This window comes from Streptomyces sp. BE20, from assembly GCF_036322525.1.
GTDB lineage: Bacteria > Actinomycetota > Actinomycetes > Streptomycetales > Streptomycetaceae > Kitasatospora.
The window spans coordinates 247,483-266,140 of record NZ_JAQYWW010001223.1 but is presented as its reverse complement, the minus strand read 5'-3'; the positions used below and the strand labels follow the sequence as shown (position 1 = coordinate 266,140).

Genomic DNA, 18,658 nt, shown 5'->3' with positions numbered 1-18,658 from the left:
GGAGGCGGGGCACCGCATGGACGCAGGGCTCAAGCGCGAGCTGGAGGCGAAGGTCTACGCGGGTGAGCGACTGACCCGCGAGGACGGGATCGCGCTCTACGAGAGCGACGACCTGGCCTGGCTGGGCGGCCTGGCCCACCACGTGCGGACGCGGAAGAACGGCGACGTCGTCCACTTCAACGTCAACCGCCACCTCAACATGACCAACGTGTGCAGCGCGTCCTGCGCCTACTGCTCGTTCCAGCGCAAGCCGGGCGAGAAGGACGCGTACACGATGCGCATCGAGGAGGCCGTCCGCCTCGCCAAGGCGATGGAGGTGGACTCCCTCACCGAGCTGCACATCGTCAACGGTCTCCACCCGACCCTCCCGTGGCGCTACTACCCGCGTTCGCTGCGGGAGCTGAAGGCGGCGCTGCCGAACGTCTCGCTGAAGGCCTTCACCGCCACCGAGATCCACTGGTTCGAGCGGATCAGCGGCCTGCCCGCCGACGAGATCCTGGACGAGCTGATCGACGCCGGCCTGGAGTCGCTCACCGGCGGCGGCGCGGAGATCTTCGACTGGGAGGTCCGCCAGCACATCGTCGACCACGACACCCACTGGGAGGACTGGTCGCGGATCCACCGCCTCGCCCACAGCAAGGGCCTCAAGACGCCGGCCACCATGCTGTACGGCCACATCGAGGAGCCCCGCCACCGGGTCGACCACGTGCTGCGGCTGCGCGAGCTGCAGGACGAGACCGGCGGCTTCCAGGTCTTCATCCCGCTGCGCTACCAGCACGACTTCCACGACTCCAAGGACGGCGTCGTGCGCAACAAGCTGATGGCCCGTACCGAGATGGCCACCGGCGCCGAGGCACTGAAGACCTTCGCGGTCTCCCGGCTGCTCTTCGACAACGTCCCGCACGTCAAGGTCTTCTGGGTGATGCACGGCGTCACCACCGCCCAGCTGGCGCTCAGCCACGGTGCGGACGACATGGACGGCTCGGTGGTCGAGTACAAGATCACCCACGACGCGGACAACTTCGGCACCCCGAACAAGCTCGGCCGGGACGACCTGCTGGGCCTGATCCGCGACGCCGGTTTCCGGCCGGTGGAGCGCAACACCCGCTACGAGGTCATCCGCGAGTACGACGGTCCCGACCTCGGCCGTCGCGAGACCCCGCAGGCGATGCGCCTCTGACCCCGCGGCCCCTCCGGGGCCCTCCGCGACCGGCGGTTCCCGCCGTCGCCACCCGGTCGCGATCCCGTCGCCCGGGCCGCCCGCCGGCCCGGGCGACGGCTTCTTCACGGGCTCGACACAGACCCCGGGTTTCCCAACGGGGCCTCGGTTTGGCAGGATCGGCCGCATGTCCGGTTCCGATCGCTCCACCGCGTACCCGTCGTACGAGCCGGTGTACGAGGTGCCGCAGCAGCCGTACGGCGGTCACCAGCAGCCGTTCCCGCAGCCGTTCCCGCAGCAGTACGAGGCGCCGCACGCGGGCCCGTACGGGGACCAGGACGTTCCGGGCGGCGTGCCGTCCGGGTACCGGAGCCTCGCCGAGTACGACGTCTACGACCAGCCGTTCCAGGCGTCCCCGGCGGAGCCGGAGGACCTGGCGGCCGGACCGGAGCCGTCGGCCCGGCCCCGGTCGGTGCCCGCTCCCGCCGCGGCCCCCGCCGGGTCCCGGGCGGCCGCCCGGGGTCACCGCCGCAAGCCCAAGAAGAAGCGCACCGGCCGGGCCGTCACCGCCGGCACCGCCCTGCTGCTCGCCGCCGCCGCGGGCTGGTACACGGTCGGCCAGGACGCCGCGAGGACGGGCGTGACCAGCGCCGACGGCCCCGGCCCGGACGCCGTCGCCGCCCCGGACCGCTCCACCGCCCAGGCGGTGACCGACCAGGCCTCCCCGACCGCCGCCCCCGCCGCCCCGGCCGCCGACGCACGGCACACCGAGGAGCCCGCCGCCGACCGCAGCGAGGCCCGCGCGGACGGCTCGGTGGCCGCCATACCTGGCCTCGGCCCCGGCTTCGCCGCCCGGATACCCGCCGAGACCACCCAGGTCGTCTTCGCCTCCGGCGAGGGCAAGGACACCAACAAGGCCGTGGTCACCCTCTGGACCCGCACCGCCGAGGGCCGCTGGCTGGCCGGCGAGACCTGGCAGGGCCACAACGCGTTCAAGGGCTGGACCACCGACCACAACGAGGGCGACCTGCGCAGCCCCATCGGCGTCTTCTCGCTCACCGACGCCGGCGGCCGCAAGGCCGACCCGGGCAGCAAGCTCCCGTACGACAAGGACGCCAACTTCGTGGTCTCCGGCCGGGGCTTCGCCGGCGAGCAGCTCGCCGGTTCCTTCGACTACGTGGTCGCGATCGACTACAACCGGGTGCCCGGCAACTCCCCGCTCGACCCGCGCCGCCCCAACGGCTCGACCAAGGGCGGCGGCATCTGGATCCACGTCGACCACGGGGGCCCGACGCACGGCTGCATCTCCGTCCCGGAGGAGAAGATGGCGCAGCTGATCCGGACCCTGGACCCGGCCGCCCGCCCGGTGATCGTGATGGGTGACGCCGCCTCGCTGGCCGTCTGAGCACGTCGTCCGGGGCCCGGCCGGCCCCGTCGGTGTCCCGCGGCGGCCCGGGTACGCCCCAGTCGCCGCAACGGTCCTTGTCGGTCTCCTACAGCATCCCGGCACGGATCCTGTAGCCGGTCACGCCCGACTGACCAGCGGGTAACCGGGTTGAGTGGGCAGTATGACCGGTTCGCGCATCGTGGCACTCGGCCACTACCAGCCCCCCAAGGTCCTCACCAACGACGACCTGGCGAAGCTGGTCGCCACCGACGACGAGTGGATCCGCAGTCGGGTGGGCATCCGGACGCGCCACATCGCCGAGGGCGAGACCGTGGTCGACCTGGCCACCGAGGCGGCGCAGAAGGCGCTGGCCAACAGCGGGCGGTCGGCGGCCGACGTCGACCTGGTCGTGGTCGCCACCTGCACCGCGGTGGAGCGCAGTCCCAACACGGCCGCCGCCGTCGCCGCCCGCCTCGGCGTGCGCGCGCCCGCCGCCTACGACATCAACACGGTCTGCTCGGGCTTCTCGTACGCGCTGGCCACCGCCGACCACGCGATCCGGGCCGGCGCGGCGCGGCTGGCGCTGGTGATCGGCGCGGAGCGGATGTCGGACACCATCGACTGGACCGACCGGTCCACCTGCGTGATCTTCGGCGACGGCGCCGGCGCTGCGCTGGTCGAGGCCCAGGAGGAGGGTGCCGAGCCGGGCATCGGCCCGGTGGTCTGGGGCTCGGAGCCTGAGCGGGGCGACGCCGTGGTGATCACCGGCTGGGATCCGGTGATCAGCCAGCAGGGCCAGTCGGTGTTCCGCTGGGCCACCACCCAGATCGCCCCGCTGGCCCGGGAGGCCTGCGCGAAGGCCGGTGTCGACCCGTCCGAGCTGAAGGGCTTCGTGCCGCACCAGGCCAACCTGAGGATCATCGACGCGATCGCGTCCCGGCTGGGCATCACCGACGCGGTGGTCGCCCGGGACGTGGTGGACTCGGGCAACACCTCGGCCGCGTCCATCCCGCTGGCCTTCTCCAAGCTGGTCGAGCGCGGCGAGCTGGCGCCGGGCGACCCGGTGCTGCTGTTCGGCTTCGGCGGCGGCCTCGCGTACGCGGGCCAGGTGGTCCGCTGCCCCTGAGCGGGCGGGAGCGGCCCGGAGCGGGCACCGAGAGCCCCTGGACCGGCCCGAGGCCGTCCGGGGGCTCCGTCGTGTCCCCGGGGGCTCACCGAGGGCCTGCCGGGGCCTGTGGGGCCTTGCTGGGGCCTCCCGGGGGCCCGGTAGGGCCGGCCGGGGCCCGCGGTGGCCCGGTGAGGGCCCGGGGCCCGGTCGGGCCCGGGAACACGTATGCCGGTGGGCGGGCACCCCAGCACGGGGTGCCCGCCCACCGGCATGTCGTGGCGCGCTGCGGACCGTCGGCGGACCTCCCCCGAGGACACGGCCGCCGTCCGTCGTACCCCGGACAGGAGGCCGGGGCCGCGCGAAGCGGAAGGGTGGGTGGAGTGGATCGGTCTACTTGGGCGCCTTCTTGCCGGTGACACCCAGGTACACCAGGGGAGCGAGGTTGGGCTTGAGGTCCTTGACCTTGACGCCCCAGGAGGTGAAGGCCTTCTGGTGCTCGGCCGCGGAGGCGAGCAGCGAGACCAGTGACCCGGCGACCGCTGCCGGATCCAGTGACTTGTCGGCCTGGCCCTTCGCCTGGAGTTCCTTGACGGCTTCCGTGAGTGGCTTGGCGACCGCGTTGAGGACGGTCATGCGGATCTTGAAGAACCGCTTGTCCCCTTCGGCGGCACCGAGCGTGACCACTCGGAGAATGGCGTCGTTCTTGCGCCAGAAGGCGAGGAATCCGTCGACCAGTTCTTCCGAAGTGGCCGTGCCGGACTTCCCTGCCCAGGACTTTCCGGCCACCAGCTCTTTGAGGGTGTCGGCGTCCTTGGCCATTTCCTCGGCGATTTCGAGGACAGCGCCCTCGACATCCGGGAAGTACTGGTAGAAGGTCGCGGGGGAGGTACCCGCCATACGGGCGACGTCGATGACCTTGACGTCCCGATAGGGCGACGTGCTGAGCATCTCGCGGAGGCAGTCGAGCAGCTTCTGCCGCGTCTCCTGTCCGCGTCGCCCGGCGACGCGACCGTCGACGGTGCGAACTTGTCCTGTCATGCCGTCAGCTTACCGTGGCACGATCTTGGCGCGATTCGGTGATGCGACTATTACTCCGCACGGGGGTTGGTATAGGCGCCTGAAGCACTTCGGACGGATATTCATCCCGCCCCCGGAGGCGTCTTTGGCGCCCCCCCGTGTGCTTTTGACGCCACAGGGTGACGACCCCTCCGCTGAGGGGTGGTCGAGTAACTGAGCGTGACGATTACGGTTCGGGTGTGACCTGCCCCGCTCGGGGGCTCCGGGCGTGTCGGCGGCAAGCCGCGGCCGGAGCGGACGTCAGAATCCGGCCGTTCCTGCGGCACTGACCGGGCAGTGGGCCGCCGGACCGGCACTGAACGCCGGTGGGCGGGGGAGGTTGGAGTTGCACCCGGCGGCATTGGACAATCAGGTCCGGCACCACGCGGCGGGTGTCCGGCACCACGCGGGCGGTGCGGAAACGGGGAGGTGGCAGCGGGTGGACCAGCTGACGGCGCACGATCCGAGGCGAATCGGGCCCTTCGAGGTACTGGGGCGGCTCGGCGCGGGCGGAATGGGCCTGGTCTACCTGGCGCGCTCCGCGTCCGGCCGGCGGGTGGCGATCAAGACCGTCCGGGGGGAGTTGGCGGAGGACGAGCTGTTCCGGGTCCGGTTCGCCCGGGAGATCGAGGCGGCCAAGACGGTCGGCGGGTTCTACACCGCGGCCGTGGTGGACGCGGACGCGGACGCCCGGGTGCCCTGGCTGGCCACCGCCTACGTGCCGGCCCCGTCCCTGGAGGACCTGGTCACCGACTGCGGGCCGCTGCCGGCCGGGGCGGTGCGCTGGCTGGTCGCCGGCATCGCCGAGGCGCTGCAGTCCATCCACGCGGCCGGGCTGGTCCACCGCGACCTCAAGCCCTCCAACGTGCTGGTGGTCGAGGACGGCCCCCGGGTGATCGACTTCGGCATCGCCGCCGGCGTCTCCAGCACCCGGCTGACCATGACCAACGTGGCGGTCGGCACCCCGGCGTACATGTCGCCGGAGCAGGCCCGGGACAGCAGGGGCGTCACCGGCGCCAGCGACGTCTTCTCGCTCGGGTCGCTCCTGGTCTTCTGCGCCACCGGCCACCCGCCCTACCGGGGCGCGAACCCGGTCGAGACGGTGTTCCAGCTGCTGCGCGAGCAGCCCGACCTCTCCGGCCTGCCGGCCGAGCTGGTCGACCTGGTCCGGGCCTGCATGCGGCCCGCTCCCGAGCACCGGCCGACCCCGGAGCAGATCCAGGCCGAACTGGCCCCGCACCTGTTCTCCCGGGACGACGCCTCCGGCGAGGCCGGGGACTGGCTGCCGCCCAACGCGCTGGCCATGATCGAACGCAAGCGCGGTCGCCGGCAGCCCCCGCCGGTCGTCGTGCCGGCCGCACCCGTGCAGCCGCCCGTCGCCCCGCCGGTGCCGCAGCCGCACCACCAGGTCCCGCCGCAGGGTCACGGGCAGGACGACCCGCGCACCCGGCCGGGCGGGCGTCACGCCCCGCCGCAGGCCGGGCCGGTGCACACCACGCCGCTCGGCCAGGACCCGGAGCCGGCCACCGAGAAGCTGGCCGCGCCCCGCCGCCACCGCGCGCCGGTCGCCGAGGAGAGCGCCGTCGAGGTGCGGCTGTCCGGCGCCTCGGTGCGGATAGGGCCCGGGCCGCGCGCCGAGCAGGCCGGCTCGGGCGCGGCGCCGGCGGAGACCGACTGGGTCCGCCGGATCACCCCGCCCCCGGCCCGGGCGGCCCGCTGGCGGCCCTGGCGGTTCCGGATGTCCAACGACGTCTGGGGCACGCCGGTGGTCGCCGACGGCACCCTGTTCGTCTCCAGCTTCGAGGTGCACGCGCTGGACATCGCCTCCGGGCAGCGCCGCTACAAGACCCGGGACGTCGCCTGGGCGCTCGCGGTGGACGCCGGCCGGGTGCACGCCGCCGACGGCCCCCACCTGTACACGGTGGACGTCGCGGACGGCGCCGAGCGCTGGCGGCACTCGCTCGACGGCTGGGTGTACTCGCTGGACGCCGCCGACGGCGTGCTCTGTTGCGGGATCCGGGGCGGCGGCGTGCAGCTGCGCTCGGCGGCCGGCGGCGCCGAGCTGTGGCGCGCCGACGACGCCCAGCAGGACTACGAGAACCCGCAGTCCGGCCCGGCCCTGGTGGGGGGCGCGGCCTACTACTACGGCGGCGGGCGGCTGCGCTGCGTCGACCCGCGCGGCGCCGGCCTGCGCTGGTCGGTCCCGGTCGGCGAGGACGTGCCGTCCCGCCCGGCCGAGCGCGCCGGGGTGCTGTACGTGACGGCCGGTACCCGGGTCTACGCGCTGGACGCGGCGAGCGGTGCCGAGCGGTGGCGGTTCGAGGCCCCGGTGGTGCTGTTCACGCCGCCCGTGCTGGACGCCGACGCGGTCTACGTCGCCGACTACCTCGGCACGGTGTACGCGCTGGACGCGGCCACCGGGCGGGACCGCTGGCGCGCGGCCACCGGCAACCGGCAGGGCGCCGAGCCGGTGGTGGTCGGCGACGGCATGGTGCTGGTCGGCAGCGGCGAGGTGCTGTACGCCTTCGAGGCGGCCACCGGGCGGGAGCGCTGGCGGTACGCGGCCCGGGGCGAGATCGTCGGCTCCCCGGCCGTCGCCGACGGGCTGGTCCACCTCGGCAGCCGGGACCACTCGCTGCACACCCTGGACCTGGCCGGCGGCCGGCTGCGCTGGGAGCTGGGGACCAAGGGAGAGCTGACCGGCTCCCCGGTGGCGGTCGGCGGGAAGGTGTTCGTCGGCTCCAAGGACCGCTGCGTCTACGCGCTGGACGCCTTCTACGGGACGGCGGTGCCCTCGCACTGACCCGGTGAGCCCGGTGAGCCCGGTGCGCCCGGGAGGGCCGCGCCCGGGGGCCGGGTCTCGGCCTCGCGGCCCTGGGCCCGGCCTAGGGCCGGCGGCGGGCCTCCGGGTGGCGCGCGCACCAGCCCTCCCAGGCCGAGGCGACCATCTCCTCGACCCCGTGGCGCGCGGTCCAGCCCAGCTCGCGGTGGATCAGGTCGGCCGAGGCCACCACCCGGGCCGGGTCGCCGGCGCGGCGCGGGGCGTACTCCGGAGTGGTGTCGTAGCCGGTGACCCGGCCGATGACGTCCAGCACCTCCCGGACGCTGACGCCCTCGCCGCGGCCGATGTTGAGGACCAGGCGGGTCTCGCCCGCCGGGTCGGCGGAGAGCCGCCGGGCCGCCGCCACATGGGCCGAGGCGATGTCGGAGACGTGGATGAAGTCGCGCACGCAGGTGCCGTCGGGGGTCGGGTAGTCGGCGCCGAAGACCCGCGGGGCCAGGCCGGCGGTGAGCCGTTCGAAGACCATCGGGATCAGGTTGAGGACGCCCGCGTCGGAGAGCTCCGGCGAGGCGGCGCCGGCGACGTTGAAGTAGCGCAGCGAGACCGTGGACAGGCCGTGCGCCCGGCCGGCGGAGGAGACCAGCCACTCGCCGGCCAGCTTGGTCTCGCCGTACGGGTTCATCGGCGCGCAGGGGGCGGACTCGGTGACCAGGTCGACGTCCGGCATGCCGTAGACGGCGGCGGAGGAAGAGAGGAGGAAGCGCCGCACCCCGGCGTCGACGACCGCCTCCAGCACGGTCTGCAGGCCGGCCAGGTTCTCCCGGTAGTAGTGGAACGGCCGCTCGACCGACTCTCCGACCTGCTTCTTGGCGGCGAAGTGCAGCACCCCGCGCACGTCGTGGCCGTGCAGCGCCGCGTCCACGGCGGGCCGGTCCAGCGTGGAGCCCTCGACGAGGACGACCCCCTCCGGCAGCCCGCTGCGGTTCCCGGTGCTGAGGTCGTCCAGCACCACGACCCGCTCGCCCGACGCCACGAGCTGCTGCACCACGTGGGTGCCGATGTATCCGGCACCACCGGTGAGCAACCAAGTCATGCCCGAGATCCTAGGCGTTCCCGCTCCCTCGGTACGCAGCGGGCGAGTCGGCACGGCTATTCGGACATTTCGGTGAAATGCTGACAAAGATCTCTGCGCCATGTCCGTGTACCGAGGGAGCCGGAGGCCGTCACCGTGAACCGCAAGAAGGAGCCCACCCGTCCGATCCCGGCCGGACCGCGTCCGACCGGACCGAAGGCGTTCGCCGGGAGGCCGCTCGCTCCGGGTGCGGTCGCCGCACTGACCGCCCTGGCGCTGGCCGCTCCTGCGCTGGCCGGGTGCAGCAGCGGTTCCTCCTCGTCGTCCACCTCCTCGGCCTCCTCCTCCGCTCCCTCGTCGTCCCCGTCGGGCGCCCGGGCGGGCGGCGCCAACCAGCTCCAGGACGACTACCAGCGGGTGATCAAGGACGTCCTGCCCTCGGTGGTGCAGATCACCACCGCCAGCGGCCTCGGCTCCGGGATCGTCTACGACGACAAGGGCGACATCGTCACCAACGCCCACGTGGTCGGTTCGGCCACCACCTTCGCCGTCACGCTGGTCAACAGCAGCAAGCCGCTGGACGCCACCCTGGTCGCCAGCTACCCGGAGTCCGACCTCGCGGTGATCAGGCTGAGCAGCCTGCCGGGAGGTCTCAGGCCGGCCGCCTTCGCGGACTCCACCAAGGTCGAGCTGGGTCAGATCACCCTCGCCATGGGCAGCCCGCTCGGACTCTCCAGCAGCGTCACCCAGGGCATCGTCTCGGCCACCGGCCGGACCGTCTCCGAACCGAGCGGCGGCGGCTCGCCCGGCGCCACCATCGGCAACATGGTGCAGACCTCGGCCGCGATCAACCCCGGCAACAGCGGGGGCGCACTGGTGGACCTGAACAGCCGGGTGATCGGCATCAACACCCTCGCCGCCACCGAGCCCGAGGCCAACGGGGCCGCCGCCCCCGGCATCGGCTTCGCCATCCCGGCGTCCACCGTGACCGGCATCGCCGACCAGCTGATCAAGGACGGCAAGGTCACCAACTCCGGTCGCGCCGCGCTCGGCATCACCGCCCGGACCTTCTTCGACCAGAGCTTCCAGCCGGCGGGCGCCGCCGTGGTGGCCGTCGCCCCCGGCGGCCCGGCCGCCTCCGCGGGCCTCCAGCCCGGGGACGTGATCACGAAGATCGGCGACACCGAGGTCACCTCGCTGAACTCGCTCACCACCGCGCTGGCCTCGCTCGCCCCGGGCAGCAAGGTCACCGTCACCTACACCCGGGACGGCCGGAGCGGGACGACCGAGGTCACCCTCGGCACCCTGGAGACGCCGTAGGGCGTCCCCCGAGCCCCCGGGCGGCGGTCGGCCCGTACACCGCGCAAGGGTTCGCGGGCCGCCGCCGTCCGGGCACCAGTCGTCCGGGCACCGGCGCAACCGGGCCCCGTCGCCGAGAGGCGACGGGGCCCGGTCGGGTTTCCGGCCGGAGGTTCCCGCTCAGCGCCGGGCGGTGCGGGTCCGCCAGGGGAGCTCGATCGTCACCGTGGTCGGGCCGCCGTGCGGGCTCTCCACCAGGAAGACGCCGTCCACCGCCTGGATGCGCTCGGCCAGGCCGCCCAGGCCGCTGCCCGGGTAGGGCGCGGCGCCGCCCTTGCCGTTGTCCTGGACCAGCACCATCAGCTGGTCGCCGGCCCGCCAGACGTCCACCGTCGCGGAGCGGGCACCGGAGTGCTTGGAGACATTGGTCAGCAGCTCGCTGACGGTGAAGTAGGCGATGCCCTCGACCGCCGAGTCAGGCCGCTCGGCCGTTCCGTCCCGGCCCTTCAGGTCGACGTGCACCTTGACCCCCTCCGGCACGGTGCAGCGGGCCGCCACCGAGGAGAGCGCCGCGTCCAGGCCGCGGTCGGTGAGCACCGCCGGGTGGATGCCGCGGGCCAGGTCGCGCAGCTCCTGGAGGGCGATCTTCACCTCGCCGTGCGCGTTGCCGACCATCTTCGCGGCGGCGGCCACGTCCTCCGGCGACTCGGTCTCCTGCAGCCGCTCCTTCGCCATGCCGAGGTCCATCGCCAGGGCCACCAGCCGGGCCTGGGCGCCGTCGTGCAGGTCGCGCTCGATCCGGCGCAGGTCGGCGGCGGCGGTGTCGACCACGGTGCCGCGGTCGTCCTCCAGCTCGCGCACCCGCTCGGAGAGCGCCCCCCGGTAGAGCAGGGTCTCCACCAGCATCCGGTCCACCTCCGACTGGTAGCGGACCACCCACGGCAGGACCGGCCAGCCGACCAGGACGCAGACCAGCGTCAGGGTGAAGCTGAGGATGCCCCAGGGCAGCATCAGCACGTAGTAGAGGGCCGAGCGCCAGGAGAGCGCGTCGGTCAGCTGGGCGATCGCGAAGCCGGTGATTCCCGGGCGGCGGCGCTGCACCGGCTCCGGCTCGTGCACCCCGGAGTTGTACAGGGACCGGGCCCGGCGGCGGGCGAACCCGCCCATGGCCCGGCAACCGGCCAGCCCGGCGGCGAGCAGCGGCAGGCCGATCACGGTGACCGACAGCCCCAGGCCCACGGAGAGCGTCACGATCGTGAAGACGAACCCCGCGATGCCGATCGGCAGGTTCAACAGCAGCTGCCCGACCTGCCGCCACATCCGCGCGCCGTACAGCGGGGCGCGCTCCGCCGGCACGTCCCGCTCCTTCGTGCCGTCCGCGGCTCGGCGGTGCAATGGCTTCATCTCGGTCTACCGTCCCTCTCGGTCGAGCTGGTGATCCAAGCTTCGCCGGTCCGGGGCGCACGATGCCATGGGGGTGATACGTCTTCCCGGGCGGGGGTTATCCCCACCCCGTCCGAGGTGGGGCGGCGATACCGGGCGTCCACCGGATGTCCACCGGCCGTCTTGCGGATCGGGCAGGGTACGGGGTACCTGTGCGGTGCACTTAGACTCACGCTCTGGCGATGGTTATGAGCGTGTAAAGAGACGTCGTAGAACTGCCCTGCGGGCGGTTTCCACGGCCGATGTGGAGGCGAGGGCATGGAGGGGCAGCAGGCGGCTGTCGCCGCGGCCGACCCGGCGGCCGGCAGCGGCTACTTCGACGCGTACGCCGCGATGGGCCTGCTCGCCGTCGTCGGCGTGCTCTTCGTCGTCGTGGCGTTCACCGCGAACCGCCTGCTGCGGCCGGTGGTGTACTCGCCCGAGAAACTCCTCGCCTACGAGTGCGGCGTGGACCCGGTGGGGGAGGACTGGGCGCACACCCAGGTCCGCTACTACGTCTACGCCTTCCTGTACGTGATCTTCGCGGTCGACGCGATCTACCTGTTCCCGTGGGCGACCGTCTTCGCCTCCGCCGGCTACGGCGCCGGGACGCTGATCGAGATGTTCGTCTTCATCGGCTTCCTCGCGGTCGGGCTGCTCTACGCCTGGAAGAAGGGCGTTCTGGAATGGACGTGACGCACACCCACCCGCACGGGCACGGCGCCCCGGACGGTCCGGTTCCGCTGGGCGTGCCCGACCCGTCGCGCCCCGGCGCCGCCGCCGAGCGGCGCAGCATCGGCCCGCTGGCCCGGCTCGCGCCGGACCCGGTCAAGGTCGTCCTCAACTGGGGGCGGCGCTACAGCCTCTGGTGCTTCAACTTCGGCCTGGCCTGCTGCGCGATCGAGTTCATCGCCGCGTCGATGGCCAAGCACGACTTCATCCGGATGGGCGTCATCCCCTTCGCGCCGGGCCCCCGACAGGCCGATCTGATGATCGTCTCGGGGACGGTGACCGACAAGATGGCGCCCGCCGTCAAGCGCCTCTACGAGCAGATGCCCGAGCCGAAGTACGTCATCTCCTTCGGCGCCTGCTCCAACTCCGGCGGCCCCTACTGGGACTCCTACTCCGTCACCAAGGGGGTCGACCAGATCATCCCGGTCGACGTCTACGTGCCCGGCTGCCCGCCCCGTCCGGAGGCGCTGCTCCAGGGCATCCTCAAACTGCAGGAGAAGATCGCCGCCGAGTCGCTGCCCGGCCGCTACACCGCACCCGCCGCGGCGCTCCGCCGCCCGCTGGTGGCCGGGCCCGGTTCCGCCGAGGGAGGGGCCTCATGACCACGGCCGAGCAGTACGCGGCGTCGGTCGGGGAGTGGGCGACCGGCGCCGAAGCGTACGGGCTGATCACCGTCGACGTCCCCGCCGAGCACTGGATCGAGGCGCTCACCGCCGCCCGTGACACGCTGGGCCTGGGCTTCTTTGACTGGCTGAGCGCCGTCGACGAGCTGGCCGAGGGCTTCTCCGTGATCGTCCACCTCGCCTCCGTCGACGCCCCGGGCGTCCGCCACCTGGCGCTGCGCACCCGGGTGCCGCGCGAGAAGGCCGCCCTGCCGACCGCCGTGTCCGTGTACGCCGGTGCCGCCTGGCACGAGCGCGAGACGCACGAGATGTTCGGCATCGGCTTCCCCGGACACCCCTACCTCGCCACCCTGCTGCTGCCGGACGGCTTCGAGGGGCACCCGCTGCGCAAGGAGTTCGTGCTCGCGGCCCGGGTCGCCAAGGCCTGGCCGGGCGCCAAGGAGCCGGGCGAGTCCGACCACGGCGACGGGCCGGCGCGGCGCAAGATGCAGCCGGCCGGTGTGCCGGACCCGAACGAGTGGGGTCCCCTCAAGGGCACCCTTCCGCCGGTCGCGGAGCGGCCCGCGCGGGCCGCGCGGGCGGCGGGCGCGGCCCGGACCCCGCGTGCTGCCGGGGCTGCCGGGGCTGCGGCCCGTGCCGCGGGTGCGTCCGCCGAGGGCGGCGCGGCCGTGCGGGCGGACCGGCCGCGGCGGACCAGGACGGTCGACGACGGTTCGGTCAGCCAGGCCACGGAAGCAGTGACGGAGGCGGTGGCGGAACCAGCGACGGACGCGGCCGGGGCGGCTGCGCCGCCGGTGCGGGCGGACCGGCCGCGCCGGGTCCGGTCGGTCTCCGACGGCTCGGTGAGCCAGGCGGCCGGCGCGGGACCGGAGGCCGACGCGGCGGGGGCCACCGGGGCCGCTGCCGCGCCCGCTCCGGAGGCGGTCGCCCCGGAGGCCCCGGCTTCCGAAGCTCCGGCTCCCGGAAGTGCCGCTCCTGCGGTCGCCGGTGAGGAGCGGCCCGGACGCCCGGCGCCCGCGCGGACCAGGTCCGCCGACGCGCCGTGGCACAACCCGGTGCCGGCCCACGACGACTCCCCGAAGGCCCCCGACGCGGACAGGTCCGCGGAGCCCGAGGCGCCCACGAAGCCGGAGTCCGGCGCGCCGGCCGCGGCGGGCGACCCGAGCGACGACCCGAGCGGCGACCCGAGCGGGAAGAGCGACGACGGCGGGACACCGGCCGAACCGGCCGGCCAGGACGGAGACAGCGCGTGAACCTGCTCGACACGGCGCTGCGCTGCGTCGCCACGCTGGTCGTCTTCCTCACCTTCCCCCTGCTCATCGGCCAGACCGAGCACAAGGTGATGGCGCACATGCAGGGCCGCCTCGGCCCGATGTACGCCGGCGGCTTCCACGGCTGGGCGCAGCTGGTCGCGGACGGGGTCAAGTTCGCGCAGAAGGAGGACATCGTCCCGGCCGGCGCGGACCGGCGGATCTTCCAGCTGGCGCCCGCCGTCTCGTTGCTGCCGTACCTCTTCGTGCTGCTCGCGATCCCGGTCGGCCCGGACGGCTTCGTCGGTCAGGCGGTCGACGCCGGACTGTTCTTCGTCCTCGCCGTCATGGGCGTCGGCGTGATCGGCAAGCTGATGGCGGGTTGGGCCTCGGCCAACAAGTTCTCGCTGCTCGGCGGCCTGCGGACGGCCGCGCAGCTGATGTCGTACGAGCTGCCGATGGTGCTCGCGGCGGCGTCCGTCGCGATGGCCGCCGGGACGCTGTCGCTGCCCGGGATCATGGACGCCTGGGAGTGGTACTGGATCCCGTGGCAGATCATCGGCGCGTTCGTCTTCTTCGTGGCCGGTCTGGCCGAGCTGCAGCGCCCGCCGTTCGACATGCCGATCGCCGACTCGGAGATCATCTTCGGCGCGTACACCGAGTACACCGGCCTGCGCTTCGCGCTGTTCCTGCTCTCCGAGTACGTGGGCATCCTGGTCGTCTCCGCGCTCACCGCGGTGCTCTTCCTGGGCGGCTGGCACGGACCGCTGCCGGACCAGCTCGGCTGGCTGTGGACCATCCTGAAGACCTTCGCGCTCGCCTTCGTGGTGATCTGGCTGCGGGTCACCTACCCCCGGTTGCGCGAGGACCAGCTGATGCGCCTCGCGTGGACCGTGCTGATCCCGCTCGCCCTCGTCCAGCTCGCCCTCACCGGCGTCATCAAGGTGGCGATCTCATGAGCTTCCCCGGCGCCGGCCTGGCCAAGGGCCTGGCCGTCACCCTGCGGACGATGACGAAGAAGACCGTCACCGCGCAGTACCCCGAGGTGCAGCCCGACCTCCCGCCGCGTTCGCGCGGCGTGATCGCGCTGCTGGAGGAGAACTGCACGGTCTGCATGCTCTGCGCCCGCGAGTGCCCGGACTGGTGCATCTACATCGACTCCCACAAGGAGACGCTGCCGGCCGCCGACCCGAACGCCCGTGCCCGCACCCGCAACGTGCTGGACCGGTTCGCCATCGACTTCTCGCTCTGCATGTACTGCGGGATCTGCATCGAGGTGTGTCCGTTCGACGCGCTGTTCTGGTCGCCCGAGTTCGAGTACGCGGAGACGGACATCCTGGAGCTCACCCACGAGCGGGACCGGCTCCGGGAGTGGATGTGGACCGTACCGGTGCCGCCCGCGCTGGACCCGGCGGCCGAGGAGCCCAAGGAGATCGCCACCGCGCGGAAGGCCGCGGACAAACTGGCCGCCGCCGCTGCCGCGGCACTCGAACAGGGGGGTGACGCGCAGTGAGCGCCGCCACCCTGCTCGCCGCGACCGGGTCGCTGGACCCGGCCGCGCGTTCCTTCCTCTCCCCGACCGGGGTGGAGATCGTCTTCCTGCTGGTCGGCATCGCGGTGCTCGGTTCGGCCGTCGTCGCCGTCACCACCAAGCAGCTGGTGCACGCCGCGCTCTGGCTGGTGGCCGCGCTCGGCGGGCTGGCGGTGGAGTTCCTGCTGCTCACCGCCGAGTTCATCGCCTGGGTCCAGGTCCTGATCTACCTCGGTTCGGTGGTCGTGCTGGTGCTGTTCGGGCTGATGCTCACCAAGGCGCCGATCGGGCGCTCGCCGGACGCCGACTCGGGCAACCGCTGGGTCGCCCTGGTGGTGGCGCTGGCCTCGGGCGGCACCCTGGTGACGCTGGTCGTGGACGCCTTCCGGACGTCCTGGATCGACCTCGGCGCGGGCGGTGGCTCCGCGGCGGTGACGGGCGCGAGCCTGTTCCGGACGTGGGTGCTGCCGTTCGAGGCGCTCTCGGTGCTGCTGCTGGCCGCGCTGGTCGGCGCGATCGTGCTGTCGCGCGGCGGCGGACGCCGGGTGCCGGTGCCCCGGGCCGGGCGGATCCGGGCCGGCAAGCCGGTGGGTTCCAACGGGACGGTCGCCGCGACCGCGCCGAAGGCCGCCCCCGCGGTTCCGGCCGTCGAGGCTGCCGAGGCCGCCACGGCCGCCCCGGCCGTCGAGGGCGCCGCCTCCGCTCCCGCTTCCCCTCCGGCCTCCGCTCCGACCACCCCCGAGCAGGAGGGCTGATGCACCTCGCCTACCCCGCCGTCCTCGCCGCGCTGCTGTTCAGCGTCGGCGTGTACGGCGTGCTCGCCCGGCGCAACGTCATCCTGGTGCTGATGTCCGTCGAGCTGATGCTCAACGCCGTCAACCTCAACCTGGTCGCCTTCGACGTCTGGCTGCGCGACTCGTTGCACGCCGGCCAGGCGCTGACCCTGTTCACCATCACCATCGCCGCCGCCGAGATCGGACTCGGGCTCGCCGTCGTCCTGCTGCTGTTCAGGGCCCGGGGCACCGCGGACATCGACAAGGTCACCACGCTGGGCGACCCGGCGGAGTCCACCGCCGACATCGAGGAGGCGCCGGTCGGAGCCGAGGCGCTGAAGGGCCGGGCCGCCGCATGAACCTCGCCCTGCCCGCCCTCGTCCCCGCCCTGCCCGCGCTCGGCGCCGCCGCCACCCTGGCCGTCGGCAAGCGCGTCCCCGGTCTGGCCAGGCCGCTGGCGATCGTGCCGGTGGCCGTCTCGGCCGTGCTCGCCCTGGTCGTCGCGATCCAGCTCGGCAGCGGTCAGTCGCTGGACGTCGCCACCCGGCTCACCCCGACCGGTGGCCCGGACATCGCGCTCGCCTTCCACCTGGACGGCTACAGCTCGCTGATCTCCGTGCTGGTCGGCCTGGTCGCCACCTGCGTGCAGGTCTACTCGACCGCCTACCTCAAGGACGACCCCCGCTACCCCTCGTACGCGGCGCTGGTCTCGCTCTTCACGGCGGCGATGTTCCTGGTCGTCTACTCCGGCGACCTGATCGTGCTGCTGGTCGGCTGGGAGATCATGGGCATCTGCTCGTACTTCCTGATCGGCCACCACTGGGAGACCCAGGACGCCCGCTCGGCCTCGCTCAAGGCCTTCCTGGTCACCAAGCTCGGCGACGTCCCGTTCCTGTTCGGCATCTTCCTGCTCGGCGCCGACGCCGGGAGCTTCCGGATCGAGGACGTGCTGCGGGCCGCCGCCGACGGACAGCTCGGCCACCCCACGCTGACCGCGCTGCTGCTGCTCGCCGGTGTGGCCGGGAAGAGCGCGCAGTTCCCGCTGCACACCTGGCTCCCGGACGCGATGGCCGGCCCGACCCCGGTCTCGGCGCTGATCCACGCCGCCACCATGGTCGCCGCGGGCATCTACCTGGTCGCCCGGCTGCTGCCGGTCTTCCTGCTCTCCGGCGCGGCGCTGGTCGTGCTGGCGGTGATGGCGGCCGTGACGATGATCGGCTCGGCGCTCTGCGCGCTCGCCCAGGACGACCTCAAGCGGGTGCTCGCCTACTCGACCGTCGGCCAGCTCGGCTACATGGCCGGCGCGCTGGCCAGCGGCGACCGCGAGGCGTCCGTCTTCCACCTGGTCAGCCACGGTGCCTTCAAGGCGCTGCTCTTCCTCGCCGCCGGCGTGGTGATCCACGCCGCGCACACCAACTCGATCTCCGTGATGTCCCGGATGCCCGGGCTGCGCAAGCGCGTCCCGGACGCCTACTGGACGATGGGCATCGCCCTGGTCGCCCTGGTCGGTCTGCCGCCGTTCTCCGGCTTCTTCAGCAAGGAGGCGGTGCTGACCGCCGCCGAGCACGCCGCCAACGGCGAGGCGCTGACCAACGGCGTCGGCCCGGCCTCGGCCGTGCCGCAGGCGGCCGGGTGGATCGTGCTGATCTCGGCCGGGCTCACCGCGCTGCTCACGGCGGCGTACGCGACCCGGATGTTCCTGGTCGCGTTCCACAGCCCGGCCACCGCCGGGGCGCCGGCCACGGCCGTCGCCGCCGGTGCCGCCGGTGCCGGGGTCTCGGCGCCGACCGCCGCGGGGTCCTCCGACCACGAGGCCGGTGCGCCGTACTCGCCCGAGGTGGACGAGGCCGACCCGGCCACCGCCGAGCCGCCCGCGATGCGCTGGCCGCTCTGGGTGCTGGCCGTCCCGACCGTGGGCTTCGGCGTCGCCGGCCTGCGCTCGGACTGGCTGCCCGCACTGCTCGACGGCGGTTCGCTGCGGCCCTCGGCGGTCACCGCCGTCACCGGCACCGGCCTCGCCGTGGTCGGCATCCTGCTGGCGTACGGGGCCTGGCGCTCCGCCACGGCCCGGCTCGGCGCCGGGCAGCCCGCCCCCGCGGCGGCGGGCCGGGTACCCGAGCAGGCCGGATCCCCGGTCGCCGAGGTGATCGCCGCCGATCCCGGACGCGCCCTGCTCGGTCCGCTGTTCGACCCGGCCCGGCACGGCTTCGGCGTCGACCGGCTCTACGGAGCGCTGTTCGTCCGCCCGGTGGCCGCCGCCGCACGGCTGGTCCGCTTCCTCGACCGCGAGGTCGTGGAGACCTACGTACGCGGCAGCGGGGTCGGTGCCAACCTGCTCGGCCGGGCCGTCCGGCTCGCGCAGACCGGCAACGCGCAGACGTACCTCAGCGCGCTGCTGGCCGGCGTCGTCCTGCTGGTCGTCCTGGTGGCGGTGTAGCCGGATGAACCAGCCGATCCGTCCCAC

Annotated in this window: 16 protein-coding genes; 13 read left to right on the top strand and 3 right to left on the bottom strand. The window is 73.6% G+C overall.

The window, feature by feature from the left end:
- Nucleotides 1-16: 16 nt before the first annotated feature.
- From mqnE to PUR61_RS43480, 3 genes are all read left to right on the top strand, one after another.
- Entirely contained in the window at nt 17-1,180 is a 1,164-nt protein-coding gene (gene mqnE, locus PUR61_RS43490) for an aminofutalosine synthase MqnE (RefSeq protein ID WP_329885475.1), read from the top strand.
- Between the two features lie 166 nt (nt 1,181-1,346).
- Nucleotides 1,347-2,564 carry a L,D-transpeptidase family protein gene (locus tag PUR61_RS45680; RefSeq protein ID WP_443035344.1) on the top strand — a complete coding sequence of 406 codons (1,218 nt, stop codon included), beginning with the start codon at nt 1,347-1,349 and terminating at the stop codon, nt 2,562-2,564.
- Nucleotides 2,565-2,727: 163 nt separating this feature from the next.
- Nucleotides 2,728-3,672, top strand: coding sequence for a beta-ketoacyl-ACP synthase III (locus PUR61_RS43480; protein ID WP_329885474.1), 945 nt, complete (start codon nt 2,728-2,730; stop codon nt 3,670-3,672).
- Nucleotides 3,673-4,044: 372 nt separating this feature from the next.
- On the opposite strand, the gene PUR61_RS43475 is transcribed toward PUR61_RS43480, so the two are convergent.
- A complete protein-coding gene (locus PUR61_RS43475) occupies nt 4,045-4,692 on the bottom strand; it encodes a TetR family transcriptional regulator (RefSeq protein ID WP_266311629.1) in 648 nt (215 codons plus the stop codon).
- Nucleotides 4,693-5,149: 457 nt separating this feature from the next.
- On the opposite strand from PUR61_RS43475, the gene PUR61_RS43470 reads away from it, so the two are divergent.
- Nucleotides 5,150-7,513, top strand: a complete 2,364-nt coding sequence (locus PUR61_RS43470; protein WP_329885473.1) for an outer membrane protein assembly factor BamB family protein — start codon at nt 5,150-5,152, stop codon at nt 7,511-7,513.
- Between the two features lie 82 nt (nt 7,514-7,595).
- Here PUR61_RS43470 and galE read toward each other — a convergent pair whose 3' ends face one another.
- Nucleotides 7,596-8,585 (bottom strand): UDP-glucose 4-epimerase GalE, encoded by a 990-nt coding sequence (gene galE, locus PUR61_RS43465; protein WP_329885472.1) that lies wholly within the window; start codon nt 8,583-8,585, stop codon nt 7,596-7,598.
- A 240-nt stretch (nt 8,586-8,825) separates the two neighbouring features.
- On the opposite strand from galE, the gene PUR61_RS43460 reads away from it, so the two are divergent.
- The gene (locus PUR61_RS43460) at nt 8,826-9,884 is read left to right on the top strand and encodes a S1C family serine protease (RefSeq protein ID WP_443035348.1); all 1,059 of its coding nucleotides are present in this window, start codon (nt 8,826-8,828) and stop codon (nt 9,882-9,884) included.
- A 159-nt stretch (nt 9,885-10,043) separates the two neighbouring features.
- Here PUR61_RS43460 and PUR61_RS43455 read toward each other — a convergent pair whose 3' ends face one another.
- Entirely contained in the window at nt 10,044-11,267 is a 1,224-nt protein-coding gene (locus PUR61_RS43455; RefSeq protein WP_443035343.1) for a sensor histidine kinase, read from the bottom strand.
- 297 nt (nt 11,268-11,564) lie between these two features.
- Here PUR61_RS43455 and PUR61_RS43450 point away from each other — a divergent pair, with 297 nt between their 5' ends.
- Genes PUR61_RS43450 through PUR61_RS43415 form a run of 8 tightly spaced genes read left to right on the top strand, consistent with a single transcriptional unit; the run spans nt 11,565 to nt 18,631 of the window.
- Nucleotides 11,565-11,981, top strand: coding sequence for an NADH-quinone oxidoreductase subunit A (locus PUR61_RS43450; protein ID WP_329885471.1), 417 nt, complete (start codon nt 11,565-11,567; stop codon nt 11,979-11,981).
- Nucleotides 11,972-12,619: an NADH-quinone oxidoreductase subunit B gene (locus PUR61_RS43445; protein WP_329885470.1), complete on the top strand. Its 648-nt coding sequence runs from the start codon at nt 11,972-11,974 to the stop codon at nt 12,617-12,619. Before PUR61_RS43450 ends, PUR61_RS43445 begins: the two co-directional genes overlap by 10 nt.
- The gene (locus tag PUR61_RS43440; RefSeq protein WP_329885469.1) at nt 12,616-13,893 is read left to right on the top strand and encodes an NADH-quinone oxidoreductase subunit C; all 1,278 of its coding nucleotides are present in this window, start codon (nt 12,616-12,618) and stop codon (nt 13,891-13,893) included. Before PUR61_RS43445 ends, PUR61_RS43440 begins: the two co-directional genes overlap by 4 nt.
- Entirely contained in the window at nt 13,890-14,849 is a 960-nt protein-coding gene (gene nuoH / locus PUR61_RS43435) for an NADH-quinone oxidoreductase subunit NuoH (RefSeq protein ID WP_329885468.1), read from the top strand. The genes PUR61_RS43440 and nuoH overlap by 4 nt, the downstream gene beginning before the upstream one ends.
- Nucleotides 14,846-15,403, top strand: a complete 558-nt coding sequence (locus tag PUR61_RS43430) for a NuoI/complex I 23 kDa subunit family protein (RefSeq protein ID WP_329885467.1) — start codon at nt 14,846-14,848, stop codon at nt 15,401-15,403. Before nuoH ends, PUR61_RS43430 begins: the two co-directional genes overlap by 4 nt.
- The gene (locus PUR61_RS43425) at nt 15,400-16,176 is read left to right on the top strand and encodes an NADH-quinone oxidoreductase subunit J family protein (protein ID WP_329885466.1); all 777 of its coding nucleotides are present in this window, start codon (nt 15,400-15,402) and stop codon (nt 16,174-16,176) included. Before PUR61_RS43430 ends, PUR61_RS43425 begins: the two co-directional genes overlap by 4 nt.
- Nucleotides 16,176-16,553 (top strand): NADH-quinone oxidoreductase subunit NuoK, encoded by a 378-nt coding sequence (gene nuoK / locus PUR61_RS43420; RefSeq protein WP_329885465.1) that lies wholly within the window; start codon nt 16,176-16,178, stop codon nt 16,551-16,553. The genes PUR61_RS43425 and nuoK overlap by 1 nt, the downstream gene beginning before the upstream one ends.
- The gene (locus PUR61_RS43415; RefSeq protein WP_329885464.1) at nt 16,550-18,631 is read left to right on the top strand and encodes an NADH-quinone oxidoreductase subunit 5 family protein; all 2,082 of its coding nucleotides are present in this window, start codon (nt 16,550-16,552) and stop codon (nt 18,629-18,631) included. Before nuoK ends, PUR61_RS43415 begins: the two co-directional genes overlap by 4 nt.
- Nucleotides 18,632-18,658 lie beyond the last annotated feature (27 nt).

Coding starts and splice junctions, on each gene's coding strand:
- mqnE (WP_329885475.1), top strand. CDS start 17: ATGGACGCAGGGCTCAAGCGCGAGCTGGAGGCGAAGGTCTACGCGGGT.
- PUR61_RS45680 (WP_443035344.1), top strand. CDS start 1,347: ATGTCCGGTTCCGATCGCTCCACCGCGTACCCGTCGTACGAGCCGGTG.
- PUR61_RS43480 (WP_329885474.1), top strand. CDS start 2,728: ATGACCGGTTCGCGCATCGTGGCACTCGGCCACTACCAGCCCCCCAAG.
- PUR61_RS43475 (WP_266311629.1), bottom strand. CDS start 4,692: ATGACAGGACAAGTTCGCACCGTCGACGGTCGCGTCGCCGGGCGACGC.
- galE (WP_329885472.1), bottom strand. CDS start 8,585: ATGACTTGGTTGCTCACCGGTGGTGCCGGATACATCGGCACCCACGTG.
- PUR61_RS43455 (WP_443035343.1), bottom strand. CDS start 11,267: ATGAAGCCATTGCACCGCCGAGCCGCGGACGGCACGAAGGAGCGGGAC.
- PUR61_RS43450 (WP_329885471.1), top strand. CDS start 11,565: ATGGAGGGGCAGCAGGCGGCTGTCGCCGCGGCCGACCCGGCGGCCGGC.
- PUR61_RS43445 (WP_329885470.1), top strand. CDS start 11,972: ATGGACGTGACGCACACCCACCCGCACGGGCACGGCGCCCCGGACGGT.
- PUR61_RS43440 (WP_329885469.1), top strand. CDS start 12,616: ATGACCACGGCCGAGCAGTACGCGGCGTCGGTCGGGGAGTGGGCGACC.
- PUR61_RS43430 (WP_329885467.1), top strand. CDS start 14,846: ATGAGCTTCCCCGGCGCCGGCCTGGCCAAGGGCCTGGCCGTCACCCTG.
- nuoK (WP_329885465.1), top strand. CDS start 16,176: ATGCACCTCGCCTACCCCGCCGTCCTCGCCGCGCTGCTGTTCAGCGTC.
- PUR61_RS43415 (WP_329885464.1), top strand. CDS start 16,550: ATGAACCTCGCCCTGCCCGCCCTCGTCCCCGCCCTGCCCGCGCTCGGC.